We start from the raw sequence: 14,286 nt of genomic DNA, 5'->3' as shown, positions 1-14,286 counted from the left end.
CCTCCCAAATAGAAACCTCTGGCTAAATCTTTGATTGTGTATTGAGAAAGGTCTTCTTCCAAAATCCCAACCTTTTCTAACACTTCTTTAAGGCATTCTGGAACTGGTTTGGTTTTCCACTTCTCAAACATTTTCACTTTAAACGCAAAAGTAAAATGAATAGTATTCCGGGTAACTTCCTCGACAACTGTATTATTTTTTAATTTTTCGATATTCATTTCCCTGAATATACTCATAGCAAAGCCTCCAATAAAAAAATACCCAGACAATGGGTATTTCAACTGTCATGTTGAAGTCCATCATCTGGGTATCAGTTTAGATGCCGAGTGTTATCAGCACCATTTTTCCATCTCAAATACTATAATCTTTTGACTTCAGAATCGTATAATGCCCGTCAAACACTTCCTTGCAGATCCTGATTTCCAGTTCCTGCCTGTGCCTGAAATGATCAAGTAAAGCCTCAGTACCTGACAGCCCATTTTCTTTTGCATAGGGCGAATTGTCGAAATACCAGGTCATCAACGGGAACCACATCTCATTGCCCTTGTCGTCGGACCTTTCTTTTCTTATGACATCAATATTTGATGCTATGTCGTCAGTCTGAAGATACATTATCTGATATTCCTTTCCGGCAAGAGCTTCTTTCACTTCCCTGTAAAAATCAATAATCTCCTGATCGCTCTTTTTCCGAAACAGTATCATATCCTCAACAATGTTTTGGAAAATAGAACACTCAAGGATATTTTTATCACTATCCCAATTTTGAAGCCTTCTCAGAACAATCTCTTTAAAGCTTTCGAAATCCACCCTTCCATTATATATTTCATACTTCTCCAGATCTTTATGAAAGCCCGGAATGTCTGTAAGAATCTTCGTATAGCAGATGATCATGTGGTCATCTTCCGCAAAGCTCTTCTCTTCTATTTCACTGCGGATGTCATTGTACTTTTCAAGAATAGCGATGTAAGTCTCCTTGTCCACATAGGCACACCATGCAAGCTCCACAGGCGAATAATCCCCTTCACATACAGCCGAATAATCCGGATATTTTTCGGAAAGCCTCCTAACAAGCGTACTCTTTCCACTCCCCTGTAATCCTTCAACAAAATAGTTCATGTATAACCTCCTCCCTCAAAAATCATCTATCTTTTTATTATAATTCATTTCAATGATATGCTCATAGCTTTCCTCTTCAGCGGCGGGTTCAAGTCCCTCTTCCGCACTAAAAAACCGGATAGCATTCGCTATCCGGTTATTAGTGCGGAAGAAGGGACTTGAACCCTCACGATGTAGCCATCACAAGATCCTTAGTCTTGCTCGTCTGCCAATTCCGACACTTCCGCATCTATATTATTTTCGCTGCCGCTTGTTTATCAGCGACAGCTTTTATATAATATCAAATCTGAAAAATAAGTCAACACCTTTTTTTAATAAATCGTTAATATGATTATATTTGATCTATATTTAGATATGTTCATTTTCAACAAAAACTTCCCATTCAGCTTAGATACTACTGATAATTGTCATTCGGACACTGAACGCGCTATAATAGTTTCGCACTATTTCTTTGAAAGGATTCAAAACAAATGAAACAATTAAAGCCAATTACAAACAAATTACTCTGGATTTTCGCTATGGGACAGTTCGGATGGAGTCTCCTCTCCGGAGTCGTTTCCAACTGGATGGTGTACTACTACACCGGTGCTCCGAGTGAGCAGAACCCTAACACGGGTCTTTTTGCTTCCGAAATCACCCAGTCACCCATACTTTTTAAACTTACTCTCTTCGGTCTCGTTCTTGCAGCCGGCAGAATATTCGACGCTGTAACAGATCCGCTCATCGCAGGATGGTCCGACAGAAGTAATTACAAGGGAGGCCGCAGAATCCCCTTCATGCGCGCGATGGCAGTGCCTTTTTCGCTTTGCACTATCGGGCTTTTCGTTCTTCCGCAAACCCAGAACATCACCCTGAATGATACAATACTCTTCATTCTTCTGATGGTATTCTATCTTTTCATGACTATGTTCTGCACACCCTATAACGCACTGATTGCGGAGCTTGGTGACACTCAGCAGCATAGGATTAACGTTTCTACCTTTATATCATTCACGTTCATCCTTGGCCAGAGTATCTCTTTCCTTCTTCCGAATCTGGCAGGTGCGCTTGAGGGGGCAGCAGGTCAGCAGGGTTCCATAAGACTTTCGGTAGCAATCATGGCCACTATCGCATGCCTTGCAATGCTTATTCCCGCATTTTACATAAATGAGCGTGACTACATCGATTCCAAGCCCAGTGATACAAAGCCCTTCCAGTCCCTTGCCAAGACCTTTTCAAACGGACAGTTCAGACGCTTTGTATACAGCGATGTGATCTACTTCTTCGCGCTCACACTTTTCCAGACCGGTCTTGCATTTTATGAGACACAGCTTATGGAAATTGAGGACACCTGGACCTTCGTACTGACAGCTACAATGACAGCAATCAGCGTACTGCTCTATCCCATCATCAACGTTCTTGCGAAGAAGATTGGTAAGAAGAACCTCATCATCACCGGTTTCTTCGCTTACTGCTGCGTATTTGCCATCACAACCATATGTGGAAAGGGACTTCACTGGGGCTTCATAATTGCCGTTACAGCAGCTATTCCAATGGCAATTCTCGGAATTCTCCCTCAGGCCTGCGTTGCAGATGTAGCTGAGCTTACAAGACTCGAGACCGGCGAAGACAGAAGCGGGATGTTCTTTGCTGCAAGAACCTTCGCCTTCAAGATGGGTCAGGCTATCGCCATGGTAACCTTCACCTCTGTAACTGTTTCACAGACAAAGGGGAGCTACCGCACCACCGCCGCAATTGCATTCGTAACATGCTTTATCGGCGCCTGCATCTTCTTTACCTTTAATGAAAAAATGATACTTGGAAAAATCAGAGAGCTTAAAGGAAGCGACGAAATCTAAAGAGTTATTTAATAACAAAAGTAAAGCTGCCCGGGGTATTCACCTCGCGGCAGCTTTTTATTATCCCTATATTTAGTTTTCTTAGTTCTCAGCCTTGAGAGGAAGGAGCTGTAAATCCTTTGTTCCGAAATACAGACTATTCCTTATCATACCTATACGATAAAGGCTGATAATGTAGTACAAGGATTTTGTAACCATAACAAACCCAAATACCTCCACCAGTTCTTCCACAGTCGGCGGATAGCCCTTTCTTCTCGTATAGTTCCCAACAAATTCTGCTATGTACGTATCGTTAATTTTCATGTCACGACATCTCCTTTAGCAAGTCTGTGACAATCATACCGTTAAAATGTTTCCTATTTGTGAGCCATTTATAAAAATTTTATAAACAATGTTTTGAGCCCCCTCATCCGCCCTTCGGGCACCTTCCCCCAGCGGGGGAAGGCAGATTCACTCTGCGTAGCCGATGTATGGCTGTTTGAGCTCCTTAAGATTCGGTATCTGTCCGGGCGGAACTGCCTGAGTCTTAATCTCTGTGGAGTGTTCGAGCTTACCTGCCCAGCGAAGTCTTGATCTGTTCTGCTCTTCCTCTGAGAAGCTGACATCAAGAGCACCATCCTCTCCAAGCTTGAAAGTTCCTCTTATGCCGCATACAGGGCACTCTATCGCCTTTCTGTCAGGTGAAACAGTAAGCATATTCATGTGGCAAACCGGGCAGATTCCCTGCTCGTCTCCGCACCACTTCATGCGCTTAACTTCATCATTTTCATCCTGAGCCTTGAGAGCTTCGAGGATGTTTTTACCCATCTGTCTTGATCTCTCCATCTCGGGTTCGTTTCCGAGAACATGCTCGCAAGCCATTGCGCCAAAATATTCGTGTGCATCGATCACATCGATTCCCATAGACATTGTCATCTGGTACATCGTAGGAAGCGTGAATGCAAGCCAGTTCTTGGTCATTGCTCCGCCTACAGAAATGAATGCGCCAACTCTCTTCTTAAAGCTTCTTGCATCCGGAAGCTCATCTTCACTCTTGCCGGCAGCTTTTCCCTCATCGTAAGTCGCCTTACGGAAGGTGATGTCGTGTGAAGGACCAAGTCTGTCGCAAACCGTCTTAAAGCGGCCTGTGGGCGAGCACTCATAAGTAGGTGTTCCTATGATCACTGCGTCGCACTCCATAATAGCTTCGTCAAGAATATGAAAATCATCCTGAAGCGGGCAGCCGCCTTTTCCGCGTCCCGTAGTCATTCCTACAACGCATGAAATGCAGCCTGTGCAGGGCTTGATATCCATCTCGTCAACTCTGAAAAATTTGACCTCGCAGCCCTCTTTCTCGCACTCCATTAGCGCTGTTTTTACCATAATATCCGTGTTGCTGAGCTTTCTTCCGAACGAAAGCCCCAAAACTTTTTTGTTCATAACTTCCACCATTTCCCAAAATTTCTGTTACGACAAATAATTCTCAATTTGTCCATGTTACGTTACTAATTTACATTTTTTATTGCCCGCGCTCTTTTTCACTGTTTCTTATTCTTTGTCTTCTCTTGCATATGAAAAATGGCTGCACCATATCGTGCAACCATTCGCAAGGGGTTATTGCATTAACTTTTCATAATCAGCCCTATCAACTCATCTATTGCCGGGTTCCGGTGTTTATCCTTATGAACAAATATCTGTGAATAAATCGGAAAATCTGCGCCTGCCCAGTCGATCTTCTTAAGTTTCTTTTCCTTTACCTCCATGGTGGCCGTCATGGCCGGCATAAAGGCAATTCCAAGTCCGTTTATGGCAAAAGCTTTTAGAATCTCCTTGCTGCTCGTTTCAAGTTCAATCTTAGGCGTCACTCCCTGCTCCCTGAAATCCTCAAGAAGCATACGCCTGAAACTGCAGGTGTGGGATGTCAGTAAAAGAGGAACATTTTCCAGATCCTTTTCTTTTACCTTCTTCATTTTTGCGATCGGATGGGAAGGGTTTGCAAAAAAGCTAAGGGACTCCTTCTTTTTACAAACCATTTTAAGCTCAGAATTCTCTATCAATGGATTCAGGGTGTAGACCACATCGAGCGCTCCGCTCTTAAGAAGCGCAGGAAAAGTATCATGATCTATGAACTGAATCCGTATATCCATGCCGGGATATTTCTTCTTATACTCCATCAGTTTTTCCGGAAAATTCCTGTAGCACAGTGACTCCGACACGCCGAGCTTTATTATCCCCGATGGAATCTCCGCGGCCGAAACCTCCAGGAGCATCTGCCTCTGAAGCTGCAACATCTGCTCCGCATAGGATATGAGCTTTTCTCCTTCCGTAGTAAGGACAAGCGTCTTCCCAAGCCTTTCAAAAAGAAGGCATCCAAACTCTTCCTCCAACAGCTTAATCTGCGTCGTCACAGTTGACTGAGCGTACCCCAGAATATTGGCTGTGGCTGTAAAGCTCCCTGTTTCAACAATTTTCAAAAAGGTTTCAAGCTGTGTGTTATTCATATCGACCTCTTCTTAATATCAATTTATTTGATGATTATAATCTGTTATTTCAATTTTACTGATGGGTTGTTTAATGATATTTTACATTTAAGGAGATTCAAAATCAAGTCATCGATATCGTCAAATGTTTTATGGAAGCAGCTAAACCGGAGGTAACAGGGATATGAGTATTGAAGTAAATGACCTTACCAAAATATATAAAATGAAGAAGCATCAGAAAAAGATTGCCGTAGACAATATCTCTTTTTCCATTCCAAAAGGAGAAATCGTCGGATTCATCGGCCCTAACGGAGCAGGAAAATCCACCACCATAAAAATGATGACAGGAATCCTCTCCCCCGATAATGGTTCTATTTCGATAGATGGTCTGAATTTCAAAAAGAATAGGAAGCAAATCATGATGAAAACCGGCGTGGTCTTTGGTCAGAAAAGCGTTCTGTGCTGGGATATTCCTGTCATAGATTCTCTAAAGCTTTTTAAGGATATGTACCGCGTTCCCGATGTCGTTTTCAGAGAGAATATGGATAAATTTTCAGAAATCCTCGGACTTGATGAATTTATCGGACAGCCTCCAAGGCTCTTAAGTCTCGGGCAGCGGATGAAGGCAGACCTAGCAGCGTCACTTATCTATAATCCGGATATTCTGTTTTTGGATGAGCCCACCATTGGAATAGACGTACTCTCGAAAGAACGAATCAGGCAGTTTATAAAAAGAATAAATGAAGAGCGGCACACCACCATCATTCTGACCACGCATGATGTTTCGGATATCGAGTCATTATGCGAAAAGATGATCATTATCGATAAGGGATCTCTTATATATGATGGAACGCTTCCACAATTAAAGACTATATACAGGACCACCGATCTTGAAGAGATTATAAAAAGGATCTACCTTGCGGGAGAAGAAAAAAATGCGAAAATATGCTGACCTTGCAATGATTGGAATAAAAGAACATACTGCGTACTTAAATTCTGTATGGGCGAATTTTCTTTCTAAAATCGTATACCTTTACATGCAGTTTTCATTGTGGAATGCGCTGTTTTCATCGAACGCGGGAAGGAGCATCCCGCTTAGCCGGGATGAGACCATCAGGTATATCATTGTAGCCACCCTGATCTCCACATTTATGGAATGTGATGTCATAGCCTGGATCAATGGCCAGATTCAGTCGGGCGATGTAGCAAATCAGCTTATAAGACCGATTGACTATAAGCTCATGATCTTTGCAAAGCATATCGGTACAAGCCTTGCAAGAATTGTGATATATACGCTTCCGCTTGGGATTGTAATCTCCGTCTTTTATCACGGAAAACTATTCTGCGAAGAACAACTTTTATATGGAATCATATCCATCCTTCTGGCGTATATGATTCAGTTTTTATATTCCCTGATAATAGGTCTGATGGCGTTCTGGCTGATTGTGACCTGGCCGCTTAACATGCTGCTTGCGGCAATTTACAAACTGCTCTCCGGTTCGTGGATACCGGCTGCGATGTTCCCGGAATTCCTTGCGGCTATAAATGCATTTCTCCCGTTTCGCGCAATATATGCAATACCGGTTACCATCATCACTACGCCGATGTCCTTTGAAAATATCTGTGAAAACCTCTGCGTTCAACTGATATGGATGGCTGCCTTGTTTTTATTATCCGAAGTCTGCTGGATAGTGGGAAAGAATAAACTTGTAGTTCAGGGAGGATAAGTCATGTATCTGCTAAAAATGTACAGACATTTCGTAATTATATATATGAAGGGAAAACTGGCTTACCATTTTTCTCTGGTCTTTGAGCTCATTGCAAATACGATTCAGATTGGAATCTATTTCGCAGGATTTCTGGTTATATTCCATAACTTTGGTAACATTGCGGGATGGACTCAGAATGAAGTCCTTTTCATGTTCACCACCAGCTGGCTCACCTACAGCCTTAGCTGTTTCTTTTTCTGGAGTCCCATGAAGGATATGGGAGAGCTCATCCGCACCGGCAAATTTGACCTGTATCTTACAAGGCCCATCGGCCCGATGCTGTATATGGTGCTGCAGCAGTTTCAGTATACTTTTATCCCGCGCCTTGTTTTGTCTGTGATTTTCTGGATCTACAGCATGCGATCGCTTTCTATTGAGTGGACAGCGGGTTCGCTTATGTTTTATGCCGTAAACATGCTTTCTTCATTTGTGATATTCTCTGCGATTACAATATTTACCGGTACCATCAGTTTTTGGACAATAAAAAGTGAGGAGATAGTATCTCTCCTCACCAACAACAATTATGGGCTAAAAAACTATACTGATTATCCGATTACCATTTACGGTAAAGGAATCGGATTCCTGCTTACTTTCGTAGTCCCATACGCATTTACAGGATATTACCCTGTCGGGCACCTTCTGGGAAAAAGTCTGGCTCATCCGGAATATGCTTATTTGTCACCTTTTGTGGCACTGATTGCTGGCGTAGCGGCTTATCTGCTATGGAACTATGGTCTTAAACATTATAACAGTGCAGGGGCTTAATCTTTCTCGTAGAATACAATGTCCATGCGATCGTTGATCTTATCTATTTTTCCGGTCTGATGATACCCCATCTTCTCGTAAAGATGAAGATTTCCCTTTTCCTGTAATATAGTGTCCAGGCACCAGTTTTCTGATCCGTATATCTTCTCCACTTCCAGCATTGCCTGCTGAGCATATCCTTTATTCCTATGCTCCGGCATAATCCAGATAGGCGATATACGCTTTCTACTGCCATCCTTTTATCTATGACGCGAACAGCACCAGCCTTTTCACCATCTGCCATAATGAAAAAATATGTAGTCCACGGCTGCTCAAACCTGGCCACTACCTTATCCATGCTCTCAGCAGCAGGACTCATATCATAATCATGATATTTCTCCAGTAGTCCTGAAAATGCCTCAACCTGCATCTTCCAGAGTGTTTCAACATCATCCCGTTCTACAGGTTTCAATTCTATACTCATAGTTCCAGTTTCTCTCCAATCACAATGGCTTTTGAATCATGTCCGTGTCCGATTTCTCTTGTGGCAGCGACAGGTAATGCATCTGAAATGTGCATTTTAAGAAGGTCATAGATTGTCAGTTCCAAATCAGCTTTTTCATAATTGGTAAATGTCCCAAGAAGCACTCCACTAACCTTATCAAAAACTCCGATTTGCTCAAGCTGCGCAAACAGTGTTGCCATCTGTCCCGAGCCTCCACCCAGGGACTCAAGCAGAAGGATTTTCCCTTCCATGTCAGGCCAGTACTTCGTTCCCGCAAGTTTGGTGAAACATCTGATGTTGCCTCCAACCACTATTCCTTCCATGTGATCTCCCTGAAGAAAATCATACTTTAGATCAAACAATGGCGACTTATTCCCTTCCAGATAATCTGCATATCTCTTTCTCTGCAGTTCTGCCTCGGAGTATACCATGTTCTTTACCTGATAAAGAACCGAAGGTTTTCCTGTCATTGTATAAATCGCGTTTATTATCGTGGTCAAATCGCTGTAACCCCAAAACGTCTTATCTGCCCTTGCTATTACATCAAAGTCCAGATATTTTAGAACACCGTTTGCGAGATCACCACCGGAGATATCATATATCGCCTCGATAGAATCATCCTCGTAAAGGCGCATAAGATCAGCGGCTCTTTCCTCATCTGTCCCACTAAAATCATCTACTTTAGCCTTTATGTGCGGGGCAAGAAGGGCTTCGATGCCAAAGCCTTTCAAGACCTGAACCAGTTCATCTACCTGATATTCCCATTCCTTTATATGCCCGTCTGAACAGGCTGATAAGCCAACTTTCATCATATCTTCTCCCATTTCATGAAATGATAATTTATTCCGGATGAATTTTATTCTTTATTCTCATGCAAGCCTCGATATGCATAATCCAATGTCTGGAGAAAGGCATCTGTATCAATCCTCTAACATCTTTTCCGCACCAGTAATCAATTAGCCAATATGCCTCTTCAGAAGTGCTGACAACATTTAGCGATTTCAGGCGCTCTTTTCTGTCATCCGAAATCTTGAGCTTTAGATCATCGTAGGAAAGTCCTCTTACTATTCCCTCCGTACTTTTCTTTACATCCATTACATAAGCATACAATTCATCCAAATCAAGTTGCCCGGAAAATTCTGCTATATGCTCTTTTATAAGTTCATTTCCCGTAGTGATGATGGGTGACTTGACCCTTTGCTGATAATTCCCCTTGAAGAATACCTGCTCATCATCAGCAATAAGTGTATGCGCAACTATATCTTCTATACGAAAAATGTGCCATATTGAATACCCGATTGTCTTGCTGTGATATCCATCAGCATTTATAAACGGTATCGCATCAAATTCTTCCCTTGAAAGATTTTTCTTAAAACCATTAAGCGTATCCAGAAGCTGATTCCTCAGTTTTTCTAAGGTCACTACCCCATCCTGCCAGGTGTCACGCTTTTTAAGCTGAAGCTGCATCGTTTTATTCAGTTCTGACCATTCCTTATTCATATAATTTCCCCTCGCCTGCCTTAGTGATAGACTCGACATACTAGGACAACTTGTATGCATACGCTATATGTCTTTCCAATAATAGTATTATATCCCAATTCGCTCTTTTCGTACATATGTTCACTAGTTTTTCTATACGCCGACTTTTTACCTTGATTTCGTTAAAGTAGTAGGAATCAAGGTATCCCACTGCAATGAAGCTGCGGGTGAGAGTCCCTCTTCCGCAGCGGAAGCTTAAATTATTCGAAGTGCGGAAGATGGGGTGAGGTGGATAAAGAAAAAGGTCCGGGGGACCTTTTTCCCACCGAACCGACCGACGAAGCAGCTATGCTGCGAGGAGACCTTGAACCCTGGGTTCAAGGGGCTCCTCGGCACGATACGAAAAAGGGATTAGCATTTCTGCTAATCCCTTTTTGTATCGTGCGGAAGATGGGACTTGAACCCACACGATGTAGCCATCACAAGATCCTTAGTCTTGCTCGTCTGCCAATTCCGACACTTCCGCATTTCAAGTATTAAACTGTGTTCTGTGGTTTGACCCCACTCGAACAATAATATAGTAAAAGCTTCTTGTAGTCAAGCAACTTTTTCTATAAATGCAGGAAAAGGGACTTGAACCCTCATGATATTGCTATCACACGGACCTGAACCGTGCGCGTCTGCCAATTCCGCCATTCCTGCAAGCGACAATAGATATTGTAGCTATTTGACGATGTTTTGTCAACAGCATTTATCACTTAAACAGAATATCCGCTGCCTTGTAAAGATCATTGAAAACCTTATACTTCTGGGTATATTGAATAAGAACTGCAATTAGAATAAGCACACCTGCAAGGCACACGAAAAGCATAGGTGCGGAAGGATACGACAAGAGTCCGACCACCGCTATTGTAATCGAAACAATCACTGCTGCGATGATGATAATCCGCCTCAGCAGTTCCTGCTGCATTGCCTCAATCAGAAGCGTTATCTCCTTTTTCTCAGCGAGTATCTCCTCGTCCGATAAAAGGTCCATATCAAGCTTCTCAATACGTTTAATTCTGTCCCTGATTCTCTTTTCCATACCAATCCCCTTAGTCCACTTGCCGCACCAAAGCGCATTCAAAAAACTCAGCACTTCCTACTCGGCAAAGATTTTGATAATCATGGAATTAACTTTGTTACTTGCCTCGATACCCCGCTCAGAATAAGCATCTGCGGAATCAGACAGGCTCTCCCCACAGACATCTACTGACAATATACCACTTCCGAACCGCTCCTTCAAATAAATAAGCGATTTTTCAAGCTCGGAGATTGTCATATTCCCCTGATCCCAGTTGGTTGCAAGCTCGTCCTCATCAAGTACATCCTTATCTATCGATAGATAAATCATCGATGAGACCGTGTCCGGAAGCTCATTTACACTTTTCAGAAAATGCACTCTTGCCCCGGATGTCAGCCGCGGGTTTGATGCATTTTCACCGTCATCCCCGAATAGCTCCGGATTCTCCTCCATAACCTCAGCGCACAGCGAGGGATCTGCACCTATTATGAAAACCTGCCCCAGTTCCTTTCTATCCTTAAGCGCATTAAGCACCCAGCTTCCGCAGGATAAAACCTCGCCGTAGGAAGTCCACTTCATATCGGGATGGTGGTCAAAAAAGATGAGATCAAATTCAGGCGAAGAGTTACTACCTTCAATGCCGGATTTTTCACACAAGACATCCATCAGAAGCTTAGACATATAATGATAATTCCCATTGTCAAAAAAGCTTATTACAGGTTCGCGCGAAGAAGATGCATCCAAAGCCTTCACCTTTTCCCTGATCTCTTTGTAAGCGTAGTCGTCGCATATGCAGTTGGTGCCGCTTATATCTTTTAATGAGCAAAAAAGAGAACGAGCGCCCTCTTTTTTATAAAAGTCAAAGCCCTCGTTCTCGTAGATTCCCGTAAAATCGTATACCGTCACATTCATGTTATTTTGCCAGCATGTCCTTTAAGTGAAGGAGTGCGTCCTCCTTAATAATGCATTTAGCGGTTTCCTCAACGTGTGTCTGCTCGGGTGAGTTCATCATAAGCTCCTCGGCGTACTCAAGTCCGCACCTGCGAAGATCATATACTGCGTTCTCTCCGTCGGGCTCAAGCACCAGTGTTACGAAGTACTCATCGTTTTCCTTGTAGAGCTTGGATGCTGTGATTGGAAGACTGTAGGATACCTTCGCGAATCTGGCTGCGGAATTGATGTCCTTGAATCTCGCCATATATTTCTCAGTGTTGACAATGGGCTTAGCCATCGCTTCAATCTGAGGATCCTGCTCCTCATCCTGATCATATATCTGTTCAATGAGCTCTGATACATGTCCGATCATCTCATTGAGTGCCTGTCCCTTATCAAAACCGGTCTTAGCCTTGATGGAGTCGACCCTCTCCTGAGTCATCTCTCTCAAAATAGCCTCTGCCGATCCACGGATCCTGTCTGCGGATTTCTGGATGTCCTCGTTGGACATCTTAATTGCAAAAATGCGCACACTTCCGTCCATCATCATGTTCTTGCTCATCATGAGCACTTCTGTTTCGGGATTATACCCAAGCTGCTCGCCAACTTCCCTGTTCAGCTGCGCCATAAACGGAACGGTCTTCTTCTCTCCGTTCATGATTGCTTCCGGGGTGAGGCCGATTTCACGAAGTTCCGACGCAGCGATACTGCATTCTACTGTCGTATTGTTCATTTTAACGATTACCATATAGCCTCATCTCCTTTCCCTTTGAAAAATGAATTGCTATGTTTAGTGATTGTATCACATGATGTTAGCACTGTCTAGTGTCGAGTGCTAATTGTCGCAAAATTCATCTTCTTCTACCTTTATTGTACTACATATTTCGGCTCAAAGCACCTATTTTATTACATAATTTCCAAACGAATATTTAAATAATTGATGTACGAAATTTCCATATTCGTCCCCCAAGGGGAAGGCTTATTAATAAAACAGCCCGCCAGATATCCGGCGGGCGTATTATTACAATCCTTATCTCTTGAGTTGTCTGAGTTCGTCCAGGAGGGTGTCCGATACGGTGATGACACGGCTGTTGGCCTGGAAGCCACGCTGTGTGATGATCATATCGGTGAACTCTGTTGACAGATCGACGTTACTCATCTCCAATGTTCCGGAAGTCATGTAACCACCGTCGTCGTTGACCCACATCAGCTGTGCAGGTCCTGAGTTGCCAGTTACGGAGTAGAGGTTTTCACCCTCTTTGTTAAGACCTGTTACATTTGCAAACTCTGCAACTGCGATTTTTCCTGCAACTCTGTTTTGTCCGTTGCTGTAAAGTCTTGTGATGGTACCGTCTCTTGCGATAGCTACACCGTTCATATCGCCTTCGGGATAGCCCTCGCCGTTTCCTTCTCTGTCGCCTCTGTAGGTTGCAAGTGCGGAACTGGACGCACCGTTAAGCGGTGCATAATTTGTTGTTCCTGAGAAATCAAGAGTGAACCCGCCTGCTGCTGCCGCTTCGCCTTCAAATTGAAGCTGAATTTGTCCGTTTGCATTTCCGTCAGCACCGGTAAATTTTCCGGTTTCAGGATCATAAGTAAGGGCTACCGACAAATTCTCGGGTACGCCGCCCTCTATCATCTGATGATTTTCATCCATAATGCCCGTGATGTTTGCGCGATAGGTTGAGTCGTTGTCATCACCCGCATTATCGAATTTCATTCTTACTGTATAAGTTTTGCCATCTGCTCCGTAGAACTCGAGGTCTACGGTTCTACCCTTATTGGGATCAAGGAGGTCATCGGTTCTGCTGATGTTTCCTGTAACTCTCGCATAGGAAGTAGCTTCGCCGTCCATTTTTATAAGGTTCCCATCCTCGCCGATAGGTAGAATCTGCAGTCTGTCTGTTGCTCCTGCTGCCAGGTCCTCCGCTGTCTTGGCATCATCAGCTGCCTGTATACCTCTTACATAGTAGCCGTCGGCTCTGGTTACGAGATAGCCCTGCGCATCAACTGTGAAGGAGCCGTCTCTTGAGTAGTTCATCTCGCCCTTATGATTTTCAATTACGAAAAATGAATCGCCGGTAATACTAAGGTCAAATACGCTGTCTGTCTGCTGTATTGAGCCCTGCTTTGCGATGTTGGTCATAATGGCCGAGTATTTCGCACCAAGACCTACCTGCTTGGCGTTTGTTCCGCCTCTTACTTGAGTAGGACCGTTTGCTCTTCTCGCATTCTGGTATAAAAGATCTCCAAAGGTGGTTTTCTGAGCCTTGTAGGATGTTGTATTTACGTTAGCTACGTTGTTACCGATAACATCCATCTGAATCTGGTGTGTTTTAAGTCCGGCAACTCCGGACCACAATGATCTCATCATAATCTC

The 14,286-nt window shown here is 43.4% G+C and carries 16 protein-coding genes and 3 tRNA genes; 4 read left to right on the top strand and 15 right to left on the bottom strand.

Annotation, left to right across the window (positions count from 1 at the left end; all coding sequences use genetic code 11):
• From G630_RS0120075 to G630_RS0120065, 3 genes are all read right to left on the bottom strand, one after another.
• The coding region (locus tag G630_RS0120075; protein ID WP_026499596.1) for a hypothetical protein at positions 1-236 on the bottom strand (236 nt) is incomplete at its 3' end.
• A gap of 115 nt (positions 237-351) precedes the next feature.
• Positions 352-1,116: a hypothetical protein gene (locus G630_RS0120070; RefSeq protein WP_026499595.1), complete on the bottom strand. Its 765-nt coding sequence runs from the start codon at positions 1,114-1,116 to the stop codon at positions 352-354.
• A 143-nt stretch (positions 1,117-1,259) separates the two neighbouring features.
• Positions 1,260-1,343, bottom strand: a tRNA-Leu gene (locus tag G630_RS0120065).
• Positions 1,344-1,586: 243 nt separating this feature from the next.
• Between G630_RS0120065 and G630_RS0120060 the strand changes: the two genes are divergently transcribed.
• On the top strand, positions 1,587-2,954 hold the full coding sequence (locus tag G630_RS0120060; protein ID WP_026499594.1) for an MFS transporter: 1,368 nt from the start codon (positions 1,587-1,589) through the stop codon (positions 2,952-2,954).
• 81 nt (positions 2,955-3,035) lie between these two features.
• Here G630_RS0120060 and G630_RS0120055 read toward each other — a convergent pair whose 3' ends face one another.
• The 3 genes from G630_RS0120055 to G630_RS0120045 all read right to left on the bottom strand — a co-directional run bounded on the left by G630_RS0120055 (position 3,036) and on the right by G630_RS0120045 (position 5,434).
• Complete coding sequence (locus G630_RS0120055) at positions 3,036-3,257, bottom strand: hypothetical protein (protein WP_022762928.1); 222 nt, start codon at positions 3,255-3,257, stop codon at positions 3,036-3,038.
• A 147-nt stretch (positions 3,258-3,404) separates the two neighbouring features.
• The gene (locus G630_RS0120050; protein ID WP_026499593.1) at positions 3,405-4,373 is read right to left on the bottom strand and encodes a flavodoxin family protein; all 969 of its coding nucleotides are present in this window, start codon (positions 4,371-4,373) and stop codon (positions 3,405-3,407) included.
• 182 nt (positions 4,374-4,555) lie between these two features.
• Positions 4,556-5,434, bottom strand: a complete 879-nt coding sequence (locus G630_RS0120045) for a LysR family transcriptional regulator (protein ID WP_026499592.1) — start codon at positions 5,432-5,434, stop codon at positions 4,556-4,558.
• A gap of 163 nt (positions 5,435-5,597) precedes the next feature.
• On the opposite strand from G630_RS0120045, the gene G630_RS23135 reads away from it, so the two are divergent.
• From G630_RS23135 to G630_RS0120030, 3 genes are read left to right on the top strand one after another with little or no spacing between them, the layout of a single operon-like run.
• Positions 5,598-6,365 (top strand): ABC transporter ATP-binding protein, encoded by a 768-nt coding sequence (locus G630_RS23135; protein WP_044959949.1) that lies wholly within the window; start codon positions 5,598-5,600, stop codon positions 6,363-6,365.
• A complete protein-coding gene (locus tag G630_RS0120035; protein WP_022762924.1) occupies positions 6,349-7,140 on the top strand; it encodes an ABC transporter permease in 792 nt (263 codons plus the stop codon). Before G630_RS23135 ends, G630_RS0120035 begins: the two co-directional genes overlap by 17 nt.
• A 3-nt stretch (positions 7,141-7,143) precedes the next feature.
• Positions 7,144-7,947, top strand: a complete 804-nt coding sequence (locus G630_RS0120030) for an ABC transporter permease (RefSeq protein WP_026499591.1) — start codon at positions 7,144-7,146, stop codon at positions 7,945-7,947.
• Here the strand turns inward: G630_RS0120030 and G630_RS25930 are convergent.
• From G630_RS25930 to G630_RS24070, 9 genes are all read right to left on the bottom strand, one after another.
• A complete protein-coding gene (locus G630_RS25930) occupies positions 7,944-8,108 on the bottom strand; it encodes a hypothetical protein (RefSeq protein WP_334291329.1) in 165 nt (54 codons plus the stop codon). The genes G630_RS0120030 and G630_RS25930 overlap by 4 nt on opposite strands.
• Positions 8,109-8,406: 298 nt before the next feature.
• Positions 8,407-9,243: a S66 family peptidase gene (locus G630_RS0120020; protein WP_044959948.1), complete on the bottom strand. Its 837-nt coding sequence runs from the start codon at positions 9,241-9,243 to the stop codon at positions 8,407-8,409.
• Positions 9,244-9,271: 28 nt separating this feature from the next.
• The gene (locus G630_RS0120015) at positions 9,272-9,931 is read right to left on the bottom strand and encodes a hypothetical protein (protein ID WP_026499589.1); all 660 of its coding nucleotides are present in this window, start codon (positions 9,929-9,931) and stop codon (positions 9,272-9,274) included.
• A 421-nt stretch (positions 9,932-10,352) separates the two neighbouring features.
• Positions 10,353-10,436: transfer RNA gene (locus G630_RS0120010), tRNA-Leu, on the bottom strand.
• Positions 10,437-10,528: 92 nt separating this feature from the next.
• Positions 10,529-10,612: transfer RNA gene (locus G630_RS0120005), tRNA-Leu, on the bottom strand.
• 52 nt (positions 10,613-10,664) lie between these two features.
• Positions 10,665-10,994 (bottom strand): hypothetical protein, encoded by a 330-nt coding sequence (locus G630_RS0120000; RefSeq protein ID WP_022762918.1) that lies wholly within the window; start codon positions 10,992-10,994, stop codon positions 10,665-10,667.
• Positions 10,995-11,051: 57 nt separating this feature from the next.
• Positions 11,052-11,885, bottom strand: coding sequence for a hypothetical protein (locus G630_RS0119995; RefSeq protein WP_026499588.1), 834 nt, complete (start codon positions 11,883-11,885; stop codon positions 11,052-11,054).
• A 1-nt stretch (position 11,886) separates the two neighbouring features.
• Positions 11,887-12,654, bottom strand: a complete 768-nt coding sequence (locus G630_RS0119990; protein ID WP_026499587.1) for an adaptor protein MecA — start codon at positions 12,652-12,654, stop codon at positions 11,887-11,889.
• A gap of 282 nt (positions 12,655-12,936) precedes the next feature.
• Positions 12,937-14,280: a flagellar hook protein FlgE gene (locus G630_RS24070; RefSeq protein WP_081668083.1), complete on the bottom strand. Its 1,344-nt coding sequence runs from the start codon at positions 14,278-14,280 to the stop codon at positions 12,937-12,939.
• Positions 14,281-14,286: the final 6 nt, after the last annotated feature.

Source organism: Butyrivibrio sp. WCD2001 (assembly GCF_000424485.1).
In the GTDB taxonomy this organism is placed as follows: domain Bacteria; phylum Bacillota; class Clostridia; order Lachnospirales; family Lachnospiraceae; genus Butyrivibrio.
This window is presented reverse-complemented; position numbering and strand designations above follow the sequence as displayed.

Bases quoted from the DNA above. Each gene is read 5' to 3' on its own strand.
- G630_RS0120070 (WP_026499595.1), bottom strand. From the start codon at position 1,116: ATGAACTATTTTGTTGAAGGATTACAGGGGAGTGGAAAGAGTACGCTT.
- G630_RS0120060 (WP_026499594.1), top strand. From the start codon at position 1,587: ATGAAACAATTAAAGCCAATTACAAACAAATTACTCTGGATTTTCGCT.
- G630_RS0120055 (WP_022762928.1), bottom strand. From the start codon at position 3,257: ATGAAAATTAACGATACGTACATAGCAGAATTTGTTGGGAACTATACG.
- G630_RS0120050 (WP_026499593.1), bottom strand. From the start codon at position 4,373: ATGAACAAAAAAGTTTTGGGGCTTTCGTTCGGAAGAAAGCTCAGCAAC.
- G630_RS0120045 (WP_026499592.1), bottom strand. From the start codon at position 5,434: ATGAATAACACACAGCTTGAAACCTTTTTGAAAATTGTTGAAACAGGG.
- G630_RS23135 (WP_044959949.1), top strand. From the start codon at position 5,598: ATGAGTATTGAAGTAAATGACCTTACCAAAATATATAAAATGAAGAAG.
- G630_RS0120035 (WP_022762924.1), top strand. From the start codon at position 6,349: ATGCGAAAATATGCTGACCTTGCAATGATTGGAATAAAAGAACATACT.
- G630_RS0120030 (WP_026499591.1), top strand. From the start codon at position 7,144: ATGTATCTGCTAAAAATGTACAGACATTTCGTAATTATATATATGAAG.
- G630_RS25930 (WP_334291329.1), bottom strand. From the start codon at position 8,108: ATGCTGGAAGTGGAGAAGATATACGGATCAGAAAACTGGTGCCTGGAC.
- G630_RS0120020 (WP_044959948.1), bottom strand. From the start codon at position 9,243: ATGATGAAAGTTGGCTTATCAGCCTGTTCAGACGGGCATATAAAGGAA.
- G630_RS0120015 (WP_026499589.1), bottom strand. From the start codon at position 9,931: ATGAATAAGGAATGGTCAGAACTGAATAAAACGATGCAGCTTCAGCTT.
- G630_RS0120000 (WP_022762918.1), bottom strand. From the start codon at position 10,994: ATGGAAAAGAGAATCAGGGACAGAATTAAACGTATTGAGAAGCTTGAT.
- G630_RS0119995 (WP_026499588.1), bottom strand. From the start codon at position 11,885: ATGAATGTGACGGTATACGATTTTACGGGAATCTACGAGAACGAGGGC.
- G630_RS0119990 (WP_026499587.1), bottom strand. From the start codon at position 12,654: ATGGTAATCGTTAAAATGAACAATACGACAGTAGAATGCAGTATCGCT.
- G630_RS24070 (WP_081668083.1), bottom strand. From the start codon at position 14,280: ATGATGAGATCATTGTGGTCCGGAGTTGCCGGACTTAAAACACACCAG.